The sequence below is a fragment of the Serratia sp. YWN4 genome (assembly GCF_055790845.1).
This window is the reverse complement of sequence record NZ_CM147696.1, coordinates 4249033-4273562: the sequence shown is the minus strand read 5'-3', so window position 1 is coordinate 4273562 and position 24530 is coordinate 4249033. Positions and strand designations below refer to the sequence as shown.

Below are 24530 nucleotides of genomic sequence, written 5' to 3'. Positions count from 1 at the left end.
GGTATATAGGTTTATTTGGAACTTCTATGGGTGAGATCCGTAACGTAGGGCTGATTGATACAGATATCAATCCTGTGTACATAGATAGTGTTCCGCCTATAAATTATTATGTAGGTAGTCTTGTTGGTCGGCAATATGGGGGACTTATTCATGATGTCTATGCTAAGAATGTTAATATTAGTGTTAATGCCAGTAACACGTCTGCCTATTCTGCAACCGGTGGATTGATTGGGTCTGCTTCAGGTAATATTAGTAACGTATATGTTACTGGGACAGTAAAAAATAACTCTCCATATGGACAACAAACCAAAACTGGTGGTTTGATAGCTTCATTCGACGGTCAGCTTGATAATGCCTATGCTGCTGTCGATGTTAGTGGTGGAGACGATACTGGCGGGTTGGTCGGAGCTGTCTGGGACGGAGGGATCAGTAACTCCTATGCTACAGGCAATGTATCTGCTGTAACGACTTATTCTAGTGCAGTAGGGGGATTAGTTGGTCGAGGTCGTGGTGTGTTCAGCGATGTTTATGCTACGGGAAATGTTAATGGATGGTACGACGTAGGTGGACTGTTTGGAGTCTTGGAGTCTGGAAGTTATCCTACGTCATTGTTGAGTAATGGCTATGCTACTGGTGCCGTTAGCGGGAGCTTTATGACCGGCGGGTTGATTGGTACTACCTATAACGCAACGATTATTAAGTCCCATGCAACAGGTGACGTTATCCATAATGGTGATGCCGCCGCTCATCAGGTCATAATAGGGGGGCTGGTTGGTTATGCTGGGCTTTCCACTATTAGCGATTCTTATGCTACAGGGCGCCTAATTGCTAACATTTCAAAGTATGAGATGAATGTTGGTGGCCTTGTTGGTGTTCTCACTGGAGGAAATGTTAATAATTCCTATGCTACGGGGTGGATGACAGTTAGTGCTGGTACAGTCAAGACAAATGTCGGTCCACTTGTAGGTGCTGTCAATAGCGATTTTAGCAGCACCATTACCAATTCCTATGGCTACGGCACCGTAAATGGTAAAGCCTGTACCGGCCAGTCATACTGCGGCCTATAACACCCAAAATTCAGCCTGGCGTAAGCCAGGCTTTTTATTGCCTATAACTGGTCATTCACCACCACCCGATTTGACAACACAATGATAAACAATAAAAAGAATTCCGTGCTCAATTCTCGGTCACGCAATACCTGGCCTTTACTCCCTCTGCTGCTGGGATTTGGCAGCGTACAGGCTGCAACGCCAACCCTACCGGATGCCGGTCAAAGCCTGCGTGAGATCGATACCCGTCGGCCAACGCTGGCACCTTCAACTGCTCCAGATCTGGGTTTACCCACACCGGCACCGGCTCAGCCCGCCAACGCTGAACAGCCGACGGTCAAGGTGAACACCTTTACTTTGAGCGGCAACACCCTGTTTCCCAACGCGGTTCTGCTGACGCAATTGCAGGCATACACCGGGCGCGAACTCACGTTGCCGCAACTTTATGAAGCGGCGCAGCGCATCACCACCTATTACCAACAGCGTGGCTATGTGCTCAACCGCGCCTATCTGCCGGAACAGGAGATTGAAAACGGCGTGGTAAAGATCGCGATACTGGAAGCGCACTATGGCGAGATCAAAACTGAGAACAGTTCGCGCCTTTCCGATGCTACTTTGAATCGCCTGATCGGCAGGATTGTTCCCGATGCTGCGATCAACGCCGGTCAACTGCAACAGACGTTGTTGCTGCTGAACGACACCCCCGGCGTGCAGGCCCGATCGACACTACTTACCAGCAAAAAAGCTGGCGCCGCCGATCTGCTGGTGGAGGCCAAACCTGCATCGCTATTCAGCGGTAACCTGGATCTGGATAACTACGGCGGTAAATATACTGGCAAAAACCGTTTGAATGCCGATGTCTCAGTCAACAGCCCGTTAGGGCTGGGGGATCGCCTGCGCCTGCGTGGTTTGGCCAGTGATGCACGGCAGTATTATTACTTTCTGTCGTACGACGCTCCGGTGAATCGCTGGTTTACCCGCGTGGGCGCTTCTTACTCCAATATGGATTACTCGCTGGGCAAAGACTTTGCCGACTTGGACGCGCACGGTAATGCCCGCACTACCAGTGCTTATATTTCTCAACCCTTGTACAGAAGCCGAACCCTGACCGTCAGCAGCCAGTTGCAGTTTGATGACAAACGGCTGCGGGATGACATCGACTTATTCGACAGTAAAAGCCACAAAAACAGCCAGTTGTGGACAGCCAGCCTCAACGCCAACGGGCAGGACAGTGTTGGCGGCGGTGGGTTGAACTTTGTTTCTGCCAGCGTGAGCAATGGCAATCTGGAGATTACCGATCTGGCCACTGCCCAGAACGACAGCTACACCGCGCGCACTGCGGGCAACTTCAGCAAATTCAACCTGACCGCCCTACGCTTACAGGCGCTCAGTGAACGCTGGAGTGTCTATAGCCAGTTCAGTGGTCAGTTGGCGTCGAAAAACCTGGATTCCTCAGAACAATTTTCGCTGGGGGGCGTCAACGGCGTGCGTGCTTACGCTTCTGGCAACACCAGTGGCGATCAGGGCTGGCTAACCAATCTGGAGTTGCGTTACGCGATAACCCCGGCCTGGCAGTGGAAAACCTTCTTTGACTACGGCGGAGTGAAAACCAGTAAATCGCCGTGGACAGCGGAGAAAAATCACCAGCAGCGTGGGGCGTTAGGAACCGGAGCCACCTGGTTTGGCGACAAGCGCCAGGTTTCACTGCAACTGGCGTGGCGGGTGAATCACCCCGATAACAGTGACAGCAAACAGGATGGCCAGCCGCAGATGTGGTTGCAAGCTTCACAGGGGTTTTAGCTCCGAAGGTTCGCTTCAACGCCTGTATTGCAGCCAAACGGGCGTTGAAGTATCTACGGTATTGTTCAATAAATAGAGTTTATCCTTCATAATGGTATTAATCTGAAATAAATATCAATAATACTGATGCAATTCCTCGCAAATGCTGTGTTTTCATTAGCATTTTTGTTCATTTATTTTGCATTTTTTCTAATATAACCACCCATCCATACTGATTTTTGGCGATATCAGCCTCATCTTCGCAACAAACTCTAATTTCTGTACTTTAAGCAGCCAATAATGATCGGGTGGATATTTTTTTATATTAAATATCAGTGCGATGATGTGGTTTATTAGGTTTTATCCACCATAGTATGGATAAATTTTCTATCGGCCAGAAAATCGGTCCTGATTTGCATGTTTCAGCCCGGTTGAGTTGGTTTTTTCTTTCTAACGATTAATAAGATCGCTTAACTCGGCTCAGGTTTCCTGTGGGTGATCAACTCATTTGGGAAACGCCAGAAGTTCTCACCGTACCAATAAAGGATAATTCTTTGGTTTTCATTGGTATTGTCTTGTTTTTTTCGTTGCTATTATTTGTTTTTTTATAACGATTTAACTTGGTTCTTGGCAACGTAATAGACAGGAATGGCAGTGGTTTCCCTCGGTTATTTATTCACATAGTAAAGTATTTTCGTTAATCCAGCTGTATGGTTATTTATAAATTGTTATCTTTTTTTAATTATTTATCGGCTATGTATAAATAATGGTTAACTTGCTAATGTTTATCTTGGTTATTTAATTTTGAGCTTACATGAGGAGTGCTTAAGCATTCAGGCCGATATTTTAGCTGCTCTAATATCATGGCTGTTACATTTAAGCTTATCGGCTATACTCTACCCAGGATTCAGGATGTTATCCGGAGGCAGGAGTCAACGCTCCTGAAAGCTATTGTGGAAATGACAAAGGAAAAAGAAATCCACATTTTTCTTTGTGAAGATTAACGAGGTACTATGACCAGTCGTAAGCATTTAACACCTTCAGAGGTGGAGAAGTTGCTTGAGGCAACCCTGAGGGGAAAGAATCCTGAACGTGATTATTGCTTGATTTGGATGTGTTTTATCCACGGATGTCGAGTGAGCGAAATTAACAGCTGGCGCTTATCTGATATCGATCTTGAGGGAGGGAATATCTATATTCATCGGTTGAAGAATGGTTTTTCGACAATTCACCCTTTATATGTTCGTGAAAGGAAATGCTTACAGCGCTGGATGGCAAAAAGAAAGCATTACCGAGGTGCGGATAGCGAATGGCTGTTTCTTTCTAACCGGGGTTCTCGTTTGTCACGTCAGCGAATTTATTGGTTAATTCGTAATTACAGTGAAGCAGCAAATTTAGAAGTGAACGCTCATCCACATATGCTTCGTCATGGTTGTGGTTTCGCACTGGCAGATAGAGGAATTGATACGCGTTTGATTCAGGATTTTCTTGGCCATAGGAACATTCAGAATACTGTGTTATATACTGCAAGCAACGCCAGGAGGTTTAAGGAAGTATGGTGATTGACGCGTAATTAAATATGTCTAATGAGTCACTTTGAACTAAATTGCAACATACTCTAAGGACGCTCAAAAATAATGTCAACACTAACGATTTAATATTTTACATTTGCGATAAAAAGCAATTAAAAACAAAGAGTTAATTAATTAAAACCCCCCCAAAAACCACAAAAAAATCTCAGTTTTTTCTTGATTTTCCCAAGACTAAAACCCTACACAAAAAAAGCATATTTTTTAACTGGATTTTTATCCTGTATTTTGACTTTTTACAACCAAATGCTCTGTGACTATTTTATTTTATGGGGATTGGTGGAGTTTTAAGCTAAAGGAGTCACTTTAGTTCAAAATGAATCGTTTGGCTGGAAAGGTTAACACTGCTCAATACCTATTGACGGAGGGAGCTTCCAGGCAATGGACTAAATAAAAAGGAATGACATAGGGTTATGTCAGAAATAAACAAGTGCGCGAGAAGTGCATTATTTTAAAGGAAAAGTAGTATGAACAAGAATCTTGTTGCCGTTGCCGTGTTAGCTGCCTCCGCGTTTACCACCACTGTGTTTGCTGCAGACGGTCAAGTTAACTTTACCGGTACTATCATTCCACAGGGTTGTGATATCTCCTCTACTACCAAAAACCAAACCGTTGATCTGGGTCAGATTGCTGTTTCTTCATTCCCAACTGCCGGTTCGATTTCTGCTTCTAAAGGGTTCTCTCTGGTATTGACCAACTGTCCATCTACCGTTTCTGCTGCCACTGTACGTTTTGATGGTACGCAAGTACCGGGTAACAACTCTATCCTGGCATTAACTCAGGTAAGCGGCGTTGCTACTGGCGTTGGTATTCAGATCGCTGATAACAACAACAAAGTGATCAACCTGTATCAGGACTCTACCAAGTTTAACCTGCTGCCGGGTACCGCGGTGAACACCCTGGGCTTTGTTGCAAGCTACATCTCAACTGCAGCTACTGTGACCCCTGGTTCAGCTAACGCAGTTAGCAACTTTACCATTGTTTATCAGTAAGTTTTGTCTGCCTGATTTCTTCAAGGCAGTATAAAGCCTGGTCAGGGGAGGCAAGTGCCACCCCTGGCTTTTCTCTCAATGGTTTAAGTGGGTAACAAGAAATGAAAGTTTGGCGGAGCGCGACAGTCGCAGTGCTATTATTGGCGTTTGGCTTTCAGGCCCAAGCAGGTGTTATCGTTGGCGGAACTCGCCTGATCTATAACGGCGCGAAAAAAGAGTCCTCCTTAAACATCAGTAATCCTGACAAAGTCCCTTATCTGATTCAGTCTTGGGTAGATTCTCAAGAAGGTGACACTTCTAAGGCTCCATTTATTATCACTCCGCCGTTATTCCGTTTGGACGGTGGGCAAGATAACATTCTGCGCGTCGTACGCGCTGGCGGTAACCTGCCGACCAATAAAGAATCCTTGTATTGGCTGAATATCAAATCTATTCCTTCAGCCGAGAAAAAAGATAATACGCTGCAAATTGCGATTAAAACCCGTATCAAATTGATCTATCGTCCTCAAGGGCTGCCCGGCTCACTGGATGAGGCCGCTCAGGCATTAACCTGGCAACGCAGCGGTAATGCGGTGCAAGTTACCAACTCTTCGCCTTACTACGTCACCTTCTTTAAGGTCAAGGTAAACGGCAATCAACTCAAAAACGCCACTATGGTTGCACCGCAATCCAGTGCTCGTTTTGATCTGCCTGCGGGTGTCAGTGGTGGTGCTTTGAGCTGGGAAATTATTAACGATTACGGTGGTACCAGTAAACCGTTCACCGGGAATTTATAAAGCACACGTCAAGATAACTAAAAATCAATCCCTGTACAGGTAGTGACAGGGAAAGGACGCGGCTTGCCGGAATCTACTGGCACTGCTGATAAATGGAGTTAAATGGATGAATAACCCGAAGCGTTTAGGCTCTCGCGGATTTAACCGTACCCCTCTGGCTTGGTTGATTTCATGTCAGGTTGCAATGCTAATGGGGCTTTCCGGTGGCGTACAGGCTCGCGATTTTTTTAACCCGGCATTGTTGGAACTTGATAATCCGTCTCAGCGTGGAGCTGACCTGACGGTTTTTGAAGATGGTAGCTCTCAGGCTCCAGGCAAATACCGGGTTGATGTCTATTTGAATGGTCAGATGGTCGACACTCAGGATCTCGATTTCTCCCTGCAAAAAGATGCGCTAGGTAAAAGTAGTTTGCAACCCTGCCTGAGTAGCGGCATGCTCGAATCAATGGGTGTCAAGGTTGAGTCTTTCCCTGCGATCAAAGCCTCTGGACAGTGCGCTAATCTGGCGCAAGCTATTCCGCAGGCTTCGGCCACCTTCCGTTTTAATCAGCAGCGTCTGGATCTGAGTGTTCCTCAGGCAGCGTTGAATCTGTCTGCTCGTGACTATGTTTCGCCGGATAAGTGGGATCAGGGTGTACCTGCGTTGTTGGTGAACTATAACTTCACCGGGGCTAACAACTGGAGCCGTAATAATAACAACAATAATAACAATAATATTATTGATAACGGTGTTGATATCAATGGTAACGCCAGTACTGGTAACGTCAGTAATGGTAACACCAGTACCTATTTCCTTAACTTGCGTTCAGGGGTAAACCTTGGCGCTTGGCGCCTGCGTAATTACTCCACTTGGAACCGTGATACTAATGGCGATAAACACTGGAATTCCATCAATACTTATTTACAACGCGATATTATTGCACTGAAAAGCCAAATGGTATTGGGTGAGAGTAGTTCGCCGAGTGACGTATTTGATAGTGTGCCGTTCCGTGGTGGTCAGTTGGCTTCAGATGACGATATGTTGCCAGACAGCATGAAGGGTTATTCGCCGGTGGTGCGTGGTATCGCCCGTAGCAACGCGCAGGTCACCATCCGCCAGAACGGTTTTATCATTTATCAAAGCTATGTGGCGCCAGGTGCCTTTGAGATTAAGGATCTTTACCCTACGGCAGGCAGCGGCGACTTGAACGTATCGATCAAAGAAACTGACGGTAGTGAGCAGAACCTGGTGGTGCCATTCGCCTCTGTACCGGTACTGCAACGTGAAGGGCGCTTCAAATATAGCCTGACCAGCGGCCAGTATCGTTCGTCGAACGATAATGTGGAAAACACACCATTTACGCAAGGCACCGGGATTTACGGCTTGCCGTGGGGTGCAACTATTTACGGTGGGGTACAGGCTGCCAGCAAGTACCAGTCACTCGCCGTTGGTTGGGGACAGAACATGGGGGTGATCGGTGCACTGTCTGCCGACATCACTCAGGCTTGGTCTAAACCCGAAAATGCGGATAAAGAGAGCGGTCAGTCATATCGTCTCCGTTACGGTAAGAGCTTTGTTGAAACCGGGACCAACTTCAGTTTGGCAAGTTATCGTTATTCGACGGCAGGGTTCTATTCTCTGCAGGAAACTCTGGATACCTATACTGACGGCAGAACCACACCATATCTTGATCATAAGAAGAGCCGTGCTGAACTGACGCTGAGTCAGAACCTGTGGGAAGGTGCTGGGTCCGTCTCTGTTAGCTTGATCAGTGAAGATTACTGGAACAACGATCGCCGCAGTCAGTCGGCAAGCGTGGGTTACAACAACAGTTGGAGTGGTATCAGTTACGGTCTGAACTATACCTATAGCAAAAATGGCTATAACAGCAATGGCGATCGTACTAATTACACCGACCAACTCTTTGCCTTTAACGTCAGTGTGCCGTTAAGTAAATGGCTGACCAACAGCAGTTATGCAACCTATAACATGAATACCAGTCGTCGTGGTTCGACCAGTAATATGGTTGGGATTGGTGGTACCGCATTGCCAACCGGTAACCTGAGCTACAACGTCAGCCAGGGCTATACCAGTCAGGGGCAAGGGGCAAATGGTAACGCCAGCGTCGGTTATCGTGGTGGTTTGGGCCAGGTAAACCTAGGTTATGGTTATGACAAATCACAACAGCGTCTTAACTACGGTGTACAGGGTGGTTTGATGGTGCATGAAAATGGCCTGACGTTGTCCCAATCGCTGGGTGAAACGGTGGTGTTGGTGAAAGCACCGGGTGCTAAAGGTGTCAACGTTGCCAACCAAACCGGGGTGACCACCGATTGGCGGGGCTATGCGGTGGTACCTTATGCTTCAGCCTATCGCAAGAATATTACTGGCCTGGATACCACTACCCTGCCGGACGACGTGGATATGACGTTGACCAGCCAGACGGTGATCCCAACCCGTGGTGCGGTAGTGCGTGCTGAATTTAAACCGAATATTGGCCAACGTGTATTGATGACTATGCTGATGCAGGGCGGAGCGCCGGTGCCGTTTGGTGCTACCGTGACCGATGCTGATGGTCAAAATGCCACCATTGTTGGCGACAGTGGGCAGGTTTACCTCACCGGCATGTCTGGCAACGGCAAACTGAATGTGAAATGGGGTAATGCAGCCTCACAACAGTGCCAGGTGTCTTACTCTGTGGTTGAACAGAAAGAGAATACTGGTATTCGACTGATGAATGGCCAGTGTTTATAAAGGTTTTAAATATGAAAACATTGAAATTAATGAAACGTTTTTTTGCATGTTGCGGTATGGTTGTAACAGGGTTATGTTTGTCGCAGCAAGTACATGCTGCGTCAGACATCTGTACGCCTAACGGTGCAGCTCTATATACTTTTCAATTTTCACCGGAACTATCCGATCCCTCATTGAATGTCACTGGCACTGTTATAGCGGACGCTTCTCAGGGGGCGTGGAACAGTAGTGCAACTTACTCGGTAACTTGTGATTGTACTCCTGTAAGAAATAGTAGTAATCAGTTAATCATGGGGGCGTCATACATTACGGCAACGCCTGCTTTGTCGACGATTGATACCACTATAAGTCCATTAACTTACTATGTGCTGGATGATTATCTGTCGGTAGCCAGTCAGGTGAGGATCGCGGGTGGATATGGTGTTCCTGGCAAGCTTTTCCCTACGCCATTCACTAATCAGTCAAATGGTTATAGTACCGATCCAGCATTGGTTGGTCAATTATGTACCGCCAATTATACTAGCGGTTCTGGTGGGCAGATCAGTCTACGCTTCAGACGGCCGTTTGTTGGAGTTCATACAATCGGTAATACCAAGTTATTGGATATTTATATTACATCAAGAGATGTCCCTCACGGTAGTGTATCAGTCGCATCAGTTTATATGAGTGGTACAGTGACGGTACCACAAAGCTGTGATATTAGCCCTGCGCCGATTACTATTAGCTTGGGCGATATTATGTCTAGTAAATTCAAAACGGCGGGGGCCATGCCAGACGGCTTTACGCCAGTCAACCAGCAGTTGACCTTGGCGTGCCGAAATATTTCAGATGGGGTTAAAGTTGACCTGTCCTTCACTGCAACACCAGATCCCAAGATGAGTAATGCATTGAAGACGACGAATAGTGATGTTGCTATAGTAATTAAAGATGGAAATGGCAACGTTATTTCACCAAATAATGGGAAGCTCCCCATTAATATGACAGGTCTCGGTACTCTGAATAGCACTGGCCAAGCAGAGATTAACGTATATCCCGTGAATACTACCGGTAACACACCTGCTGTGGGCGCATTTGAAAATGTGACTGGCACCGTGAAGGTTGAAATTCAATAATAATTTTTTTGGCTGGGTATTAACCAAAGGATAAGGATATTATGGAAAACTATAAGCAGATTTTAAAAAATACAGTGCTCTGTATTGCAGTGGCAAGCATGGGTATGAGTTATTCTGTATTAGCTGCAGATAATGTGGATATCAAGATTACCGGTACGATCAAGGCATCACCTTGCACAGTTGATGCCTCTAGCGGCAACGCGGTTAACGTCGATCTGGGAACCAATATTCAAGCTGCGAGTTTGACTGCTGCAAAAGGTTCCGACTGGGTGCCGTTTGCATTGCATCTGAAAGATTGTCCAACATCCACAACTTCAGTCACTGCTGCGTTTAGTGGTACTCAGGCCGCTGAAGAAACCGGTCTTTACCAGAATACGGGTGATGCAGATAAAGTGCAGATTGAATTGCAGAATGCTGTGCTAAATCAGAGGGTAGGTAATGGCGGCACAATGGTTGCACCAGTAGTTTCGGCAAACAGCGATGCCACCTTCAACTTGCGAGCTCGCGCCTATTCTTCTACTGGTAACGTAACGCCAGGTAGTGTGGTGGGCACCGTCCAAGTGGCATTTACCTACCAGTAATTACCCTTAGTACCCTTCCGTCATGAGAAATATAGCCCCAGCTCATGACGGATTGCTCGTTGCCTGTGTCTATGTAAAGTGTCAGTTGGGGCTTTTTTATTTTATAGCAGTTTCGTTACGTTTTTTGAGCGGTCACTTGGGAAGAGTCAAGAAAAAATAATAACCCTCGGTCATTAAAGGGCAATTCTGTATACCCATTGATAAAGGACGCAGTAAAGGATCAGTAACCTGCAGAAAAGGGAGAGTAACTATGACCATAGCTCATACTTATCAAAGAGTGAGTGCGCCTGCCCCACATCCTTACGGGCAAAAAGGGGAAAGTGTGATTGTAATGGAGTCCTGCCCAATCACTGCACTCGGTATGCGTAACATTTTGGCCCAGTCTTGTGGATTTGCGGACGGGGTGCAACTTGTCAGCAATCTTTCGGAAATCCCTACATTAATGCACCATCGCCCCGCTAAATTACTGATTATGGAATTATGTGGGGAAGAAGAGTCTGTGCTGGATGGCCTGCGGCTGATTGCGCTTTGCCTGGAACATTGGCCAACCACTTCAATGATCGTTTGTACCGCGCTTGATGACCCACGGGTGTTGCAATTATTGACTGCATCCGGGATCAAAGGGTTGGTATTGAAACAAGAGCCCGCAATCGCCCTGACACAATGTGTACAGCAAGTGATTTCAGGCCGCCGCAGTTATAGCCATAAAGTCAGACAGCTACTGGCCAATCATTCCGCGGGTGGCAAAGCGCTGACGGCCCGTGAGTTAGACGTGCTGGCTTATCTGTTTTCCGGAAAAAGTGTGACTACCGCAGCACTGATGATGCATCGCGATGTCCGCACCGTTAGTACCCACAAACGTAATGCCATGCACAAATTAGGCTTCCAGAGTGACGGTGAGCTTTATCTGCAGGGGAAATGGATGGCAAAAACCGGTCCGGTGTTTGCCCGCTAACGTTTATACAGATGGTACTCATTCCCGGATGGAATGAGCATGTTATTCATACAGGAGTAGAATATGACCCTTTCGTCGCAAAAACCGATCGGCATAGCCCTAATGGATCGCAGCCCGCTCACGTTGGCCGGGTTGTCGTGTTTTATTGGAACGCTGAGCGTACCGAATGAGATTATTGTGCAGGAAACCAGTATGGCAGCGGTTTCCGAAGGGTTGTTGTATCAGCCTGTCGATATTCTTATCACCGAATTAAATGGTCTGAATGAAACAACGGCTCAGGGGCGTGAGGCACTGCTGAATTTGTGCGCACAACTGCCTACGTTGCGAGTGATTGTTTACACCCGATGCCAGAAGGGAGAAGACCTGGGCAGGTTATTGGATGTTGCCAACATCAGCGTTGTTTCTCGTGGCGATAACCTGCAACTGGTGGGTGAATTCTTTAACCGTGTATTCAATGGTGAGCGTGTATTAAGCCCATTGATTGGTTCCTATCTGGCCCGTGCCGATTCCGATGATGTTTCCAGCCTGCATAGCCTGACACGTTGTGAAAATGATGTGTTGACCTTCTTGTTCAATGGCATGAGCCTGCGCGAAATTGCTGAGTTACAGCACCGTAGTATTAAAACTATCAGCGCACATAAGTGTAATGCCATGCGGAAGTTGCAGGTCAAGAACGACAGTGAGCTGTTTTCGCTCAGGAAAAATATCACCCAGCAGTTTGCGTGTGATTGATGGTCTTGCGAATAGGGGGACGTCCCCCTATTCGCCATCAGATAGGCCAATGTCGTCACGATAAATGCTGGCGGGCGATTAGCCTTCGTTCTCATGGAAGGGAATTCTCATGACTCTACGCAGTCCACCGATCTCACGTGTCGCACTGCTAATCCCTTGCCAAGTGATGGCGAGCGGTATTGAACACCACCTGAAAGAACAACATGACATCTGGCAGTGTTGGCGGATGCACTCCTTGACTGAAGCCCGATTACGGTTGGTCACCTCCAACATTGAGCTGTTGGTTATAGCCTTTAGCCGACAGCAGACAGATTGGCTAGAGCAGTTGCAGTTCATCCGGGCGTTACGTCAGACCAGACCAAGCATGCAAATTGTCGTGATAGTGGATGTCTATATTCCTTACTTCCTGCGGCGTTTATCTGAACTGAATGTGAGCGGGATCTTAAGTCAGCATGATTCTTTGACGGAAATTGAGCAGGCTTTCGCGCAAATAGGGCGTGAAACCTTTTACTGCAGTGTCAGAATAAAAAATGTATTGTCGGATAACTTGAGCAAAGTTCCAGATGAGGTAACATTGCGTCTGATGGAACTGAGAGTATTACAGCACTTGCTGGAGGGTGACTCGGTAAAGCGCACCGCAAAATTGTTGCTTCGCAGCGAAAAAACGGTGATGGCGATCAAGGGTAAAGCCATGCACAAGCTGGGTATCACTCACTGCGCCGATCTGGTGGCAATGAAAGAGATGCTGGAATATTTGTATCTGGAGTTGACCCTGGATGACGACTCAGAACACTCGGTTGACAGTCTCTCGGGCCGTATTCTCGGCAATAACAGAGAAATAAAAACATTACCGACATGGTTACCCCCGGTGGAGGTGCTCCATTCCAGGGTGGTGATGGCAGGTCATTATCCAGCAAGGAAGGAATAGAATTTGGAACAACTTCAGAAAGCCAACGGATGCAGCAGGCGGCTGTTGGTTGGATTTATCGTCAGTAGCGGTTTGTTGTTGGCCGGTTGCGCAAGTAAAAGCAGTCCTCCCCCATCCAAGGTGCAACCGTTCGTCTCTTCTCCCGCCGCAGTCGAACCGCCGCCTCAACCTGTGATTGAAAAGTCAGAGGTGAAACAAAATCGTCTGGGGCTCTGCCAGAGTGAACTCGCTTCTCTGAAAACGGTAAACCCAAGAGCCTATGCTGCCAGAAAAGCCTATTTCGATAATCTGGTAAGAAATGCTTCGGTTTACAGTGCCGTTCGTGGAGATGTCAACACGTTGACCAAAGATACGTTGGACGCCTTGTATAAATATAAAACCAACCAGGTGTGTGCTGAAATTGAGCGCGATGTGTTGAATGGATTGATTCGTAAAGGGGAGAGCCTGAAGTGAAACAGAGTCTAAAGTATGGCTTTTTTTTTACGCTGACACTGCCTTTGAGCTGCGCTTTTGGTGCAACAGATAGACTGCAAGATGATATGAGCACCACGCTCGAGTCATTGAATGCAATCACCAGCAAAGTGGATGACGCTCCGGCGCTGTTGCTGCTGACCCCATCTCAACTGGAAGCAATCACTCCTCCTCCTCGTGAAAAGAGAAGCAGCACTAAACCCGCCAAGAGTGCACAGAGCAAACGGCCAAGTGAATCCCAGTCAGCCCCAGTAGCAGAATTAAAAGCGCTGCAAGCCAAGATCAATCAGTTGAATGCGACGGTGAGCCAGCGGGATCAGGAGCTGAAACAGCTGCGTCAATCTGCTCAACAGGATGCAGATGCACGTGCTGAAATTGCCCAGTTGAAACAAAATCTCCAGGAGAATCTGCAAACAACAGATCAAATGCAGCAGGATTTGGCGGCAGCCACGGCGGCGAAGTCTGAGAATAAGCAGGATACCGGTCGTTTGCAGCAGGCTTTGGATAAAAGTCTGCTGCAAAGTTCGTCATTGCAGAAACAGTTGGATGCATTGGCACTATCGCAGAATGATAAAAACAAAGAGAACCAGGCGCTTCAGACACAGCTGAACGCAAGCCGTAAGCAAAGTGAAGAGGTACAGAAAACGTTGGCGGTATTAACGGCAAAAGCCAGCGAAAAAGAGCAAAAGGCATCAGCACTGCAAAAGCAACTGGATACGATGACCGTGGCACAAACGGGTAAGAGCAGCGAGCAGGATGCCCTGAAAGCGCAATTGACACAGAGTAAGAAACAGAGTGAGGCGGCACAGCAGAAGTTAGCGATGTTGACGAGTAAAGCCGCTGACGGCGCGCAGCAAATGGCGGCTCTGAAAAAGCAGCTAGAGACATTGGCGGCATCGGAAGGCGAGAAAGCCAAAAGCAATCAGACATTGCAGACCGCTTTAGATGAGAGCCGCAAGCAGAGTGAAGATTTGCAGAGCCAGCTTACCGCATTACGGGACAGCGCGAGCGAGAAAATGCGGGAAAGCAGCGCATTGGAACAGCAGTTGTCTACGCTACAGAAAGCGCAGAGCGACGCCGTTGTGGAGCCGAAAACCGAGAGCGAAATTCGCGATTATGCGATCGGCAGCTCGTTGGCCGATGACATGCTGGCATTGTTGAAAGAGAGAACGGCACAAGGGATCAAGATCGATAATCGCCTGGCGCTGGCGGGCGTGCAGGACACGTTTGCGGGCAAGATAAAACTGCCACAGGAGCAGATAGATAAAGCGCTGCATGCCACTGAGGCTGCGCTGAGTGCTAATGAAAAACAGCGTACGCAGGAAACCGAAGCGGCGGGCTCGCGCTATATCGCGCAGTTCAAAAAGCAAAAGCAGGTGAAGAAAGACACCTCTGGCTATTTCTACCGTATCGACAATGCGGGTAAAGGCAAGATTGACGATACCAGCATTGTGTCTGTGGTGGTGAAAGAAAGCCTGACGAATGGCAAAGTGATTAAGGACATGGAGGCGGCGGGTACGTCGATCAGGCAGCCATTGAGCAGCTACCCACCTATGTTCAGATCCGCACTGTCACAGTTGCAGAATCACGGCAGCATGACGATGGTAGTACCGCCAACCTTGGCTTACGGCGATAAAGGCCTACCACCCGACATCCCGCCGGGTTCTACAATGGTATATAACGTAAGGATATTAGACGTAGTGGCTCCTGCCGATACTGTTACTCCTGTAAGATAGTAGATGGTTTTTAAGACGTTGAGCGCTGGGGATAATTAAGAATAGCTCGAACTTTGGGTTAAATATTTATTGTCCTGAAGCGTTCAACGTTACTTGCAGTATAAATAACGGTGTTTTGAATGTTTTTATGCCCTAAATAATCTTGAATTAGCCGCGTATCAACGCCTTTATCGGCAAGTGCATAACCACAGGAATGACGCAACATATGGGGATGCACCTGTACGCTGATACCGGCTAATTCCCCATACGCTTTTATTAAACGGTAAAGTTGCTGTCGTGAGATTTGCCCGCCATGGCGTGACAAGAATAACCATGGGCTGTCGGACTCCAGGTAGCGTGGGCGTTGTGCCAGCCATTTGTTCAGTGCCAAGCGCTCGCGAATTTGAATCGGATGCTGAACAGAAAAACCATTTTTTAAACGAGAAACGTGCAAGCGGTTAGTAGTGAGATCAATATCCTCCAAGCGTAACCCCCTTAGTTCACTGACGCGTAATCCATGAATAAAGCACATCAACAGCATGCAGCGATCTCGCCAACCATTGGATCCATCCGGTATAGCAGAGATCATTCTCTCAATTTCAATGTGACTGAGATATTTGCGTTTTTTCATTTTCTTTTTCCTGCGTTACAAAAAGCAAATATTACTGTGGCGTGGTTATTTAAACATCGAATACCCATTTTCAGCAATTAAAATAACAATAGCTGCATCTAAGAACTTTCCGTTAAAATTGGTCGAGGAGTAGGGTTGAAGAGGCATTACGCATTGTTAATGTGAAAAAAAATAGCGTATCCGCTCATAAAATAATCATTTATTTATGAGGGATATCACATCATAGAGGATAAATGCTTTCTTTTTCAGGGAATGTAAGCTTTTTCTTAGTGCCACGTAATGTGTACATTTGTCATGGTTATTGAAATATTTAATTTTAATTGGAGTATTTATTTCAAGATAACGATTATTTTATGATATGTGATGTAATTTCCTATAATCCATTTTTTATCTGTTTTTGATATCGCTACTTCAGGTGTAACAGTGACCTGGCTTCTTCTTATTTTCGACGGTATCGTACCTTACAAGCCCGTTTTCTGCGCAGTCAGGCTTGAACAGTTTGCCCCTTTCGCCTTGATGGCGGCTTTTGTTATTAGAAACAAAATGATAATTATTATTGATATCGTGCTGTCGCTGACTACAATGCCAGCCATTGCATGGTATCAATATAGGGTTTCTCATGGAGTTGTTACGGGTGGTCTTTCAGCAGTATCGTTGGCCATTTCTGGCAGTCATGGCGCTGGCTATGGCCAGTGCCGTGTTGGGTATCGGTATTATTGCCTTTATCAATGTGCAATTGATGGGCGCTGCTGAGGATCCGTTGACCGTGCTGCCACAGTTTCTCGGCCTGTTGGCCTTGTTGATGGTGGTGACGCTAGGTTCGCAACTGGCCTTGACCCTCTTGGGGCACCATTTTGTTTATCGCCTGCGCAGTCAGTTGGTGAAACGCATACTGGATACCAATATTGAACGCCTGGAACAGTTGGGCAGTGCTGCACTGCTGGCCAGCCTGTCGAGTGATATCCGCAATATCACCATCGCTTTTGTGCGCTTGCCGGAACTGGTGCAGGGGGTGATCCTGACCCTTTGTTCGGCAGCTTATCTTGGCTGGTTATCACCGGCGATGCTGAGTGTGACGGCGGTGTGGGTGGCAGTGACCGTGATTGGCAGTGGGTATCTGGTGTCGCGGGTTTATCGCCATCTGAATAGCGTACGTGAAGCGGAAGAACGGCTTTATCACCATTATCAGTCGGCAATCGAGGGTTGCAAAGAACTGGCGCTGAACCGCGATCGTGCCAAAATGTTGTTCCAGCAGGCTTATCAGCCCGATGCCAGTGACTATCGTGATCATATTATTCGCGCCGATACCTTCCATCTCAGCGCCGTCAATTGGTCGAATATTATGATGCTGGGCGCTATCGGCCTGGTGTTCTATATGGCGAACAGCCTGGGATGGGCGGATACCGCAGTCGCCGCGACATATTCACTGACCCTATTATTCCTGCGAACGCCATTGCTGCAAGCGGTAGGGGCATTCCCGACCTTGATCAGCGCCGAGGTGGCCTTCCATAAAGTCAAAGCGCTTAAGCTGGCGGAATATCAACCGGCATTTCCCTTTACGCAGGCCAGAACATGGCAGACGCTGGAATTACGTGATGTATTCTTCCGCTATGGGGCTGCCGAATCACAGCCAGGATTTGAGGTTGGGCCAATCAACCTGGAGCTGCGGCGTGGTGAACTGGTCTTTCTGATTGGTGGCAACGGCAGTGGCAAATCGACCCTGGCTCGGTTGTTGACCGGATTATATTCACCGGTGAGTGGCCAGATTTTACTGGATGGCGTCGCCGTCAGTGCGGTAGAAATGCAGGATTATCGCCGCCTGTTCTCTGCCATATTTACCGATTTCCACCCATTTCACCAGTTAGTTGGGCCGCAGGGAGACGCACCGGATGCTGAACTGGTAGAAACCTGGCTCGATCGCTTAAAGATGAAAAGTAAACTGGAGTTTGATGGCGATCGGGTGATGAATCCACAGCTTTCACAGGGGCAGCGTAAGCGCTTGGCGCTGCTGCTGGCCATGGCGGAAAAACGGGATATTTTGCTGCTGGATGAATGGGCTGCGGATCAGGATCCCCAATTCCGGCGTACATTCTACCGTGCGTTACTTCCTCATTTGCGCGATATGGGTAAAACCGTCTTTGCGATCAGTCATGACGATCACTATTTTGAACAGGCTGACCGCCTGCTGCAAATGCGTAATGGGCATCTGATCGAGCTGACGGGCGAGGGCCGATTGCAAGCCAGTAAGGATTCTGTGGCTCAGATTGGTTGATGAATCACCCTGCAAGCGCTTGCTGAAGCTTGCAGGGTGATGTTTTAATCACTTGCAACCGGCATTCATTATCTCTCCGTGAGTAACTCCCATACCATCCTGTCTCTGGCATAAGGCTTCATATATTGATGACCTAAGTTAATGCACTTATTTCATGGAGTTATCGCTCGTAGCGCGGTGTAGAATATTTTGAGAATGGTTCGAATAATTAATTTGTTAGGCTTTTTTCAGAGGAATAGACTAGCAAACTGATTTTTTGAATCGATAATAAAGAATTTTACGATTGATTTAACTTATATGTTGGCTGTGCTGTTATCGCTATGAATGAGCAGAAAACGGCTTGGTCTGTGCGAAACAGAGCACATTTGGGCTGAAATACTGGCAATAACTTATTGGATACAGGGTGGGCGCGAACCTATGGATAATAAATCACTTACTTTTCGCGGGGATGCTCAGGTACAGTTCAAAGCGATATTTCCACCCGCTTGGCAATTGAATGATTTACAGCGTAATTTTATTGAAGACCTTTGGCAACCCGAGTTGTACGAAGGGGAACCGCCTGTGTTAGCCGATAATCTGTCGACACCTCGCTGACTTGAGTCAACTCATTTAAACAAGCCAAATAATCGCTCTGCTGTGCCATCTCTGCAAGCTCGGGGGATTGGGGCGGCGTAAGTTCCAAACAACATGCCTGCACCTGCGAACGCCCTTTCAGACCGATAACGACCGACTACACCAGTGAACTGCGTTGTTGATGGTGGCGAGGAAATGCCCTTGCTACCTGGCTGCCACTCTAAGGACTTTGGGTATAGACTCATTATTGATTTGTATAAAATTAAGAGGAATCACTATGCCCTACTATAGCCCCCGCCGCATTGCCCTTTATACCGTTGCCGTTATTCTCATTTTAGTGGTTGTCGGCTTGGTGACTTACGTCGGCGTCGGTTTGCTTAGTTGAGAGATTTGCTCTGCGCTGTATGCCCCTATCTCAACTGACGAACAACGGGTCGCTCATTGAGATAGGGGAAACGATGCCTTAGCCCAGCGTGGGTAACGGACTCAGCACCATATGTGCCAACCCCTTCTCGTTACGGCTGAAGCGCCAACAGGTCTGATGATACTTCGCCACGCTGTTGCGGTGTGCCACGCTCACTAGCGTGACGTTCGGCAGTTCGTCCACCAACAGGCAATACATTAACTGCTCGGTTTCATCATCCAGCGCGCTGGTGGCTTCATCGAGGAACAGAATGTCCGGGCGGGTGAGGATAGCGCGGGCAAACGCCAGCCGTTGCTGCTCACCCGGCGATAGCCGATGGCTCCAGTTGGCGCTGGTATCCAGCCACTGTTGCAAGTGCTTCAGGCGGCAATTCTCCAGCACTTTTAGCAGTTGTTCATCGCTATAGTCCTTATCCTGATGCGGGTAGCTCAGGGCTTCACGCAGCGTGCCGATCGGAATATAGCTGCGCTGCGGCAGGAACAGGGTGCTCAAAGTGTTATCCAGGCCGATCTCACCGGAACCGTAGGGCCAGATCCCGGCAATGGCGCGCAGCAGGGTAGATTTCCCACAGCCTGAAGGGCCAACGATCAGCACGCGTTCACCACGTTTTAGCGTGATGGTGGCGGCACTCAGCAGCGGCTGCCCATCGGGCAAGGACATGCTGAGATCGCGCAGTACCAGCGGCTGAACACTTTCTGGTTGTAGCTGAATACCGCGAGTCTGGTTATGCACCTCGTCTATCGCCGCGTTAAAACCCGCCAGACGGTTAACACAGGCTTTCCAGGTGGCCAGATTAGAGAACGCATCAATAAACCACGACAGCGCCCCTTGCACCTGGCCGAACGCGGAAGCGATCTGCATCAGCCCCCCCATCTGGATCGCGCCGGAGAAGTAGCGCGGGGCTGCCACCAGCAGTGGGAAAATAATGGCAAACTGGGCATAGAAGTTACTGGCGATATTAAGCCGCCGGGTAATCCGCATGATTGACCACCAGTTACTGCGGATCGCTTCAAAGCGATTGCTCAACTGCTGCTTCTCACGCGGTTCACCGTGGTACAGCGCAATGGCGTCGTTGTTTTCACGGATGCGGATCAACCCGAAACGGAAGTTGGCTTCGTAACGTTCCTGGTTAAAACCCAGCATGACCAGCGGTTTACCGACCCACCAGATCACCAGTGAACCCAATGCCGCGTACAGCAGGGCAAACCACACCATATAGCCAGGCAGGGTGATAGAGTGCTGGGCGATCATGAAGGTCATTGGCCCGCTGATGTGCCAGAGGATGCTAACAAACGAACCGAGAGTGACCAGGCTGGAAAGCAGGCCGAGTGACAGTGACAGCGTATATTGGGTCAGAACGTTGAGATCGTCAGAGATACGTTGGTCTGGGTTATCGATAATCTGCTGCTGTTCGGTATGGTAATAGGCTCGATGTGCCAGCCATTTCCCCATGAATTTTTCCGTCATCCAGCGCCGCCAGCGCATCTGCAAACCCTGCGTCAGATAGACCTTGTAGACCGCCAGCACAATGAAGATCAACGCCAGATAGGTAAAGCGCCACAGTTGTTCCTTGAACACCGGATAGTTTTTATTTTGCAGCGCGTCGTAGAACACCTGATTCCACTGGTTAATCAGCACGCTGATATAGACCAATCCCAGGGACAGCACCACGATGGCGATCAGCATCGCCCAGGCACGCCATTTCTCTTCCGAAACCCAAAAGGGCTTAATCAATTGCCAGACGGCATGTTTCTGCGAAGTCGTATTATTCATGATGTTCCAGAATGTATTGTTTCTTATCAGCATGGGCGCAGGAAGGGTAACAAACAAACTGTGACATGTAAGCAGTTTTGACACGGCTAACTATTTGAAATAGGCCGATGGCAGAATGAAGCGTCGCGGAACTGTGATGTTACGCGGGATTTCACCGCCGGTGCAGGTTGTGCGGGTGGAATAACCAGTAAAGGCTTGCCCTCTATCAACCGAAGGGCAAGCAGGTACTCAGTGTGCGATGTTAGTCAGCAATGCTTTCCAGCCTGCGACATCCGCCAGATAATCTCCAACCGGGATCGGGCGCAGATGTTCATCGCTACGCTGTAAGGCAAACGTCGGGAAGCCCTGACCTTGCACCTGAGCCAGCAGCGCGCGGCTTTGCGCAATATGCTGTGCGGCAGGAGCCCCCGCTCTTGAAGCGCATCTCGGCAATACCACCGGCGTGCAAGGCGATACTCAACCCAGGGACAGTCTGGGCGGCTTTCACCAGCGGCGCTGCGCCATAGCACCAGCCACATAGCGGATCAAAAATGTAATGCAGCGTTGCTGTACCCACGGTTATACCTCGGTTATCGGCCTTACTGTGGCCACTTCATGTCACCTTTCAGCACTTTGGCGCTCAGTTCCAGACTGGAACCGTCTTTCAGGCCGGGATAATGCTGTTTCATGGCGGCGATCAGTTCGCTAGAGTTTTTGGCCTTCGGTAATTCTGCTTCTAGCGTCGTCAGGTAGTTTTGGGTAAAGGTCACCGACTCCAGCGATTGCGCGGCACCCGGCAGGAAATGCCCCGGCACCACCACCTGTGGTTTCAGCGCTTTGATGCTTTCCAGCGTTTGCTGCCAATGAGCACGGGATTCTACGCTCTGGTTGTCCGCCAGCCACGGATGGATGTTGTTACCGGCCACCGCCACGCCGCCGACCACCGCCTGCAACGCCGGGATCCACACATAGGTGCGATCCGGCGCTGGGCCGGTCAGGCCTTTTACCTCTACTTTCTGACCGTCGATGGTAAAGCTATCGCCCTGCAACGGTTGCGGAACAATGAGCGTTTTCGGCGCATTTTCCTTCAGGATCGGGCCCCAATAAGCCATTTTACCGTCTTTGCTGGCGTTGATCGCGGCGATCGTTCCCGGAGAAGCGATGATTTTCGCCTGTGGGAATGCTGCTTTGATCACATCCAGCCCGAAATAGAAATCGGGATCCGAATGGCTGATATACACGGTGGTCAGTTTCTTGCCGGTGGCTTTGATTTTCTTCACTAACGCTTCGGCATCGTTCCGCTGGAATTGGGCGTCAATCAGCGCCACTTCGTGTTTACCGCTGATGATTTCAGAAGAAACCGGGAATACGCTGTTTTCGCCAGGATTATACACTTCCAGGGTCAGCGTATTGGCAGCGGTGGCGTAGGTGCTGAAAGCGGCGATGCTGGTTAACGTCAGGGTCAGTAATGATTGCTTAAACATTTGGCAGGTGTCCTTTAGGGATCGGTTAGGGTTGCCAAGATGTTATGTTGCATAAAGCGAGAGAAAAACCGGATAATAAACAATTATTCATTGCATAAATCGAGCGAATCATGGATCGCATTACCGCCGCAGAGGTTTTTGTCAACATTGTCGAGCGTGGCAGTATGATCGCGGCGGCAGATCGGCTTGAGATGTCGCGTGCCATGGTGACGCGCTATCTGGCGCAGATGGAGCAATGGGCCGGGGCGCGTTTGCTGCACCGCACCACGCGGAAACTGAGCCTGACCGATGCCGGTGAACGCACGTTGGAGCGCTGCCGCCGGATGCTGGCGTTGGCCGGGGAGATCGATCTGGTGGATAACCAGCAGAGTGACGATTTGCGCGGTCTGCTGCGCATTACCTGTTCGCAATCGCTTGGGCAAACGGCACTGGTGGGGGCGGTGGCGCAGTACCTGAAACGCCATCCGCAGGTGGCGGTGGATCTGCAAATGAATAATCGGGCGGTCAATCTGGTGGAGGAGCGTATCGATCTGGCGCTACGCATCACCAATGAACTGGATCCGAATCTGATCGCCCGGCCGCTTTCCACCTGTGCTTCGGTGGTCTGCGCTTCACCGGCCTATCTTGCCGCTCACGGCACGCCGCGCCATCCGCAGGATCTGGCTACGCATAACTGCCTGACGTATTCCTATTTCGGTAAAAGCCTGTGGCATTTTGACTGCCAGGGCGTGAAATCGGCGGTGGCGGTCAGCGGCAATCTGAGTGCCAATGAGTCAGTGGTGCTGCTGGCGGGCACGGTGCAAGGGGCGGGCATTTCATTGCAGCCTTACTATTCGGCGGCTCCGCTGCTGACAAAGGGCGATCTGATCGAATTACTGCCTGACTACATGCCGCAAGCCATGGGGATCTACGGGATTTACACCTCGCGCCGCCAAATGCCAGCCACGCTGCGCACCATGCTGGATTTCTTAGTGGAGTGGTTTGCCACCGATCCCGGTTGGCGCGCCACGTTGCGCTGACGGCTAGCGCTTAATCACTGCGGCCAGACGAGCAGGGAGTTTTGCCGCCTGCTGCTGCAAATGCTGCATAAACGCCGTTACCAGTGCGGAAGAGGGGCGGTGCAGCGGCCGGATCAGGCTGACGGTGAACGGCACTTCCACGCTGAATGGCCGCACATGCACGCCGTTATTGGCGTAATCCAGGGCGGTCAGCGGGTTGACGATCGACACACCGACGCCCGCTTTTACCATTGCACATACCGAAGCGGCGCTATGGGTTTCCAGCACCATGCGGCGATCGATCCCTTGTTCATGAAACAGAGAGTCCAGCAACTGCCGATAACTGTCAGTGCTCGACAGGCTGATAAAGTTCTCTCCGCTGAAGTCCTGCGGCGTCAGCACCGCTTTCGCCAGCAAAGGGTGCTTGGCGGGCAACACACAGACCTCATTCATGGTCATCAGCGTTACACGTTCGGTCCCGGCGGGAGTGAGGGTGTTTTCCGTCAGCCCCAGATCGTGGCGCTGTGCCGACAGCCACTCTTCCAGCAGCGGTGATTCCTGTGGGATCACGTTGAAGCTCACTTCCGGGTAACGATCGATAAACGGCTTGCAGACCGCAGGCAGCAGCGATTGGGAAAACACCGGCAGGCAGGCGATAGAAAGCTGTGCCTGCTGAAACTGGCGGATCCCGGCGGCGGCATTCTTGATGCGATCCAGGCCATAGTAAGAGCGCTGCACTTCTTCGAACAATCGCAGACCTTGCACCGTCGGGTACAAACGGCCGCGCACGCGATCAAACAGCTGCAACAGGATCAGCTTCTCAAAGCGCGCCAACTCACGGCTGACGGTGGGCTGCGAGGTTTGTAGCAAAGCAGCGGCCTCGGTCAGGTTACCGGTGGTCATCACCGCATGAAAGATCTCAATCTGGCGCAGGGTGATGGTAGGCATAGTGGTGCTCCACAGGTAAAGAAAACCATATCATA

At 49.2% G+C, this 24530-nt stretch carries 19 protein-coding genes and 1 pseudogene; 15 read left to right on the top strand and 5 right to left on the bottom strand.

The features are described from left to right. The first annotated feature begins 26 nt into the window (after positions 1-26). The 13 genes from ACX9GT_RS20040 to ACX9GT_RS19980 all read left to right on the top strand — a co-directional run bounded on the left by ACX9GT_RS20040 (position 27) and on the right by ACX9GT_RS19980 (position 15434). A complete protein-coding gene (locus tag ACX9GT_RS20040; protein ID WP_473188392.1) occupies positions 27-1067 on the top strand; it encodes a GLUG motif-containing protein in 1041 nt (346 codons plus the stop codon). A gap of 105 nt (positions 1068-1172) precedes the next feature. Beyond that, on the top strand, positions 1173-2849 hold the full coding sequence (locus ACX9GT_RS20035; protein WP_473188391.1) for a ShlB/FhaC/HecB family hemolysin secretion/activation protein: 1677 nt from the start codon (positions 1173-1175) through the stop codon (positions 2847-2849). A gap of 992 nt (positions 2850-3841) precedes the next feature. Beyond that, the gene (locus tag ACX9GT_RS20030) at positions 3842-4390 is read left to right on the top strand and encodes a tyrosine-type DNA invertase (RefSeq protein WP_459401483.1); all 549 of its coding nucleotides are present in this window, start codon (positions 3842-3844) and stop codon (positions 4388-4390) included. Between the two features lie 494 nt (positions 4391-4884). After that, positions 4885-5409: a fimbrial protein gene (locus ACX9GT_RS20025; RefSeq protein ID WP_473188390.1), complete on the top strand. Its 525-nt coding sequence runs from the start codon at positions 4885-4887 to the stop codon at positions 5407-5409. 101 nt (positions 5410-5510) lie between these two features. Then, positions 5511-6185, top strand: a complete 675-nt coding sequence (locus tag ACX9GT_RS20020) for a fimbrial biogenesis chaperone (protein ID WP_473188389.1) — start codon at positions 5511-5513, stop codon at positions 6183-6185. Between the two features lie 106 nt (positions 6186-6291). After that, complete coding sequence (locus tag ACX9GT_RS20015) at positions 6292-8919, top strand: fimbria/pilus outer membrane usher protein (RefSeq protein WP_473188388.1); 2628 nt, start codon at positions 6292-6294, stop codon at positions 8917-8919. A gap of 11 nt (positions 8920-8930) precedes the next feature. Further along, positions 8931-10031 carry a fimbrial protein gene (locus ACX9GT_RS20010; RefSeq protein ID WP_473188387.1) on the top strand — a complete coding sequence of 367 codons (1101 nt, stop codon included), beginning with the start codon at positions 8931-8933 and terminating at the stop codon, positions 10029-10031. 41 nt (positions 10032-10072) lie between these two features. Then, positions 10073-10612: a fimbrial protein gene (locus ACX9GT_RS20005; RefSeq protein WP_473188386.1), complete on the top strand. Its 540-nt coding sequence runs from the start codon at positions 10073-10075 to the stop codon at positions 10610-10612. Between the two features lie 250 nt (positions 10613-10862). Continuing rightward, a complete protein-coding gene (locus ACX9GT_RS20000; protein WP_473188385.1) occupies positions 10863-11567 on the top strand; it encodes a LuxR C-terminal-related transcriptional regulator in 705 nt (234 codons plus the stop codon). Between the two features lie 63 nt (positions 11568-11630). After that, positions 11631-12299, top strand: a complete 669-nt coding sequence (locus tag ACX9GT_RS19995; RefSeq protein ID WP_473188384.1) for a response regulator transcription factor — start codon at positions 11631-11633, stop codon at positions 12297-12299. Between the two features lie 109 nt (positions 12300-12408). Further along, positions 12409-13227 (top strand): LuxR C-terminal-related transcriptional regulator, encoded by an 819-nt coding sequence (locus ACX9GT_RS19990; protein ID WP_473188383.1) that lies wholly within the window; start codon positions 12409-12411, stop codon positions 13225-13227. A 3-nt stretch (positions 13228-13230) separates the two neighbouring features. After that, on the top strand, positions 13231-13680 hold the full coding sequence (locus ACX9GT_RS19985; RefSeq protein ID WP_473188382.1) for a hypothetical protein: 450 nt from the start codon (positions 13231-13233) through the stop codon (positions 13678-13680). 86 nt (positions 13681-13766) lie between these two features. Further along, positions 13767-15434, top strand: a complete 1668-nt coding sequence (locus tag ACX9GT_RS19980) for an FKBP-type peptidyl-prolyl cis-trans isomerase N-terminal domain-containing protein (protein ID WP_473188381.1) — start codon at positions 13767-13769, stop codon at positions 15432-15434. Positions 15435-15492: 58 nt separating this feature from the next. Here ACX9GT_RS19980 and ACX9GT_RS19975 read toward each other — a convergent pair whose 3' ends face one another. After that, on the bottom strand, positions 15493-16044 hold the full coding sequence (locus ACX9GT_RS19975; RefSeq protein WP_473188380.1) for a tyrosine-type DNA invertase: 552 nt from the start codon (positions 16042-16044) through the stop codon (positions 15493-15495). Positions 16045-16663: 619 nt separating this feature from the next. Here ACX9GT_RS19975 and ACX9GT_RS19970 point away from each other — a divergent pair. Further along, positions 16664-18316 carry a multidrug ABC transporter permease/ATP-binding protein gene (locus ACX9GT_RS19970; protein WP_473188379.1) on the top strand — a complete coding sequence of 551 codons (1653 nt, stop codon included), beginning with the start codon at positions 16664-16666 and terminating at the stop codon, positions 18314-18316. A gap of 1036 nt (positions 18317-19352) precedes the next feature. Here the strand turns inward: ACX9GT_RS19970 and ACX9GT_RS19965 are convergent. From ACX9GT_RS19965 to ACX9GT_RS19955, 3 genes and pseudogenes are all read right to left on the bottom strand, one after another. After that, entirely contained in the window at positions 19353-21086 is a 1734-nt protein-coding gene (locus tag ACX9GT_RS19965; RefSeq protein ID WP_473188378.1) for an ABC transporter ATP-binding protein/permease, read from the bottom strand. Positions 21087-21314: 228 nt separating this feature from the next. Continuing rightward, positions 21315-21642, bottom strand: a pseudogene (locus ACX9GT_RS19960) (hypothetical protein). 22 nt (positions 21643-21664) lie between these two features. Continuing rightward, positions 21665-22549 (bottom strand): MBL fold metallo-hydrolase, encoded by an 885-nt coding sequence (locus ACX9GT_RS19955; RefSeq protein WP_473188377.1) that lies wholly within the window; start codon positions 22547-22549, stop codon positions 21665-21667. A 110-nt stretch (positions 22550-22659) separates the two neighbouring features. Between ACX9GT_RS19955 and ACX9GT_RS19950 the strand changes: the two genes are divergently transcribed. Further along, positions 22660-23568: a LysR family transcriptional regulator gene (locus ACX9GT_RS19950; protein ID WP_473188376.1), complete on the top strand. Its 909-nt coding sequence runs from the start codon at positions 22660-22662 to the stop codon at positions 23566-23568. A gap of 3 nt (positions 23569-23571) precedes the next feature. On the opposite strand, the gene ACX9GT_RS19945 is transcribed toward ACX9GT_RS19950, so the two are convergent. Beyond that, positions 23572-24495 (bottom strand): LysR family transcriptional regulator, encoded by a 924-nt coding sequence (locus ACX9GT_RS19945; RefSeq protein WP_473188375.1) that lies wholly within the window; start codon positions 24493-24495, stop codon positions 23572-23574. Between the last annotated feature and the right edge of the window lie 35 nt (positions 24496-24530).

What these genes read in the sequence shown, in the direction of transcription:
- ACX9GT_RS19955 (WP_473188377.1), bottom strand. Translation starts at nt 22,549, where the DNA reads ATGTTTAAGCAATCATTACTGACCCTGACGTTAACCAGCATCGCCGCT.
- ACX9GT_RS20015 (WP_473188388.1), top strand. Translation starts at nt 6,292, where the DNA reads ATGAATAACCCGAAGCGTTTAGGCTCTCGCGGATTTAACCGTACCCCT.
- ACX9GT_RS20000 (WP_473188385.1), top strand. Translation starts at nt 10,863, where the DNA reads ATGACCATAGCTCATACTTATCAAAGAGTGAGTGCGCCTGCCCCACAT.
- ACX9GT_RS20040 (WP_473188392.1), top strand. Translation starts at nt 27, where the DNA reads ATGGGTGAGATCCGTAACGTAGGGCTGATTGATACAGATATCAATCCT.
- ACX9GT_RS19975 (WP_473188380.1), bottom strand. Translation starts at nt 16,044, where the DNA reads ATGAAAAAACGCAAATATCTCAGTCACATTGAAATTGAGAGAATGATC.
- ACX9GT_RS19980 (WP_473188381.1), top strand. Translation starts at nt 13,767, where the DNA reads ATGAGCACCACGCTCGAGTCATTGAATGCAATCACCAGCAAAGTGGAT.
- ACX9GT_RS19945 (WP_473188375.1), bottom strand. Translation starts at nt 24,495, where the DNA reads ATGCCTACCATCACCCTGCGCCAGATTGAGATCTTTCATGCGGTGATG.
- ACX9GT_RS19995 (WP_473188384.1), top strand. Translation starts at nt 11,631, where the DNA reads ATGACCCTTTCGTCGCAAAAACCGATCGGCATAGCCCTAATGGATCGC.
- ACX9GT_RS19990 (WP_473188383.1), top strand. Translation starts at nt 12,409, where the DNA reads ATGACTCTACGCAGTCCACCGATCTCACGTGTCGCACTGCTAATCCCT.
- ACX9GT_RS19950 (WP_473188376.1), top strand. Translation starts at nt 22,660, where the DNA reads ATGGATCGCATTACCGCCGCAGAGGTTTTTGTCAACATTGTCGAGCGT.
- ACX9GT_RS20010 (WP_473188387.1), top strand. Translation starts at nt 8,931, where the DNA reads ATGAAAACATTGAAATTAATGAAACGTTTTTTTGCATGTTGCGGTATG.
- ACX9GT_RS19965 (WP_473188378.1), bottom strand. Translation starts at nt 21,086, where the DNA reads ATGAATAATACGACTTCGCAGAAACATGCCGTCTGGCAATTGATTAAG.
- ACX9GT_RS20030 (WP_459401483.1), top strand. Translation starts at nt 3,842, where the DNA reads ATGACCAGTCGTAAGCATTTAACACCTTCAGAGGTGGAGAAGTTGCTT.
- ACX9GT_RS20025 (WP_473188390.1), top strand. Translation starts at nt 4,885, where the DNA reads ATGAACAAGAATCTTGTTGCCGTTGCCGTGTTAGCTGCCTCCGCGTTT.
- ACX9GT_RS20005 (WP_473188386.1), top strand. Translation starts at nt 10,073, where the DNA reads ATGGAAAACTATAAGCAGATTTTAAAAAATACAGTGCTCTGTATTGCA.
- ACX9GT_RS20020 (WP_473188389.1), top strand. Translation starts at nt 5,511, where the DNA reads ATGAAAGTTTGGCGGAGCGCGACAGTCGCAGTGCTATTATTGGCGTTT.
- ACX9GT_RS19970 (WP_473188379.1), top strand. Translation starts at nt 16,664, where the DNA reads ATGGAGTTGTTACGGGTGGTCTTTCAGCAGTATCGTTGGCCATTTCTG.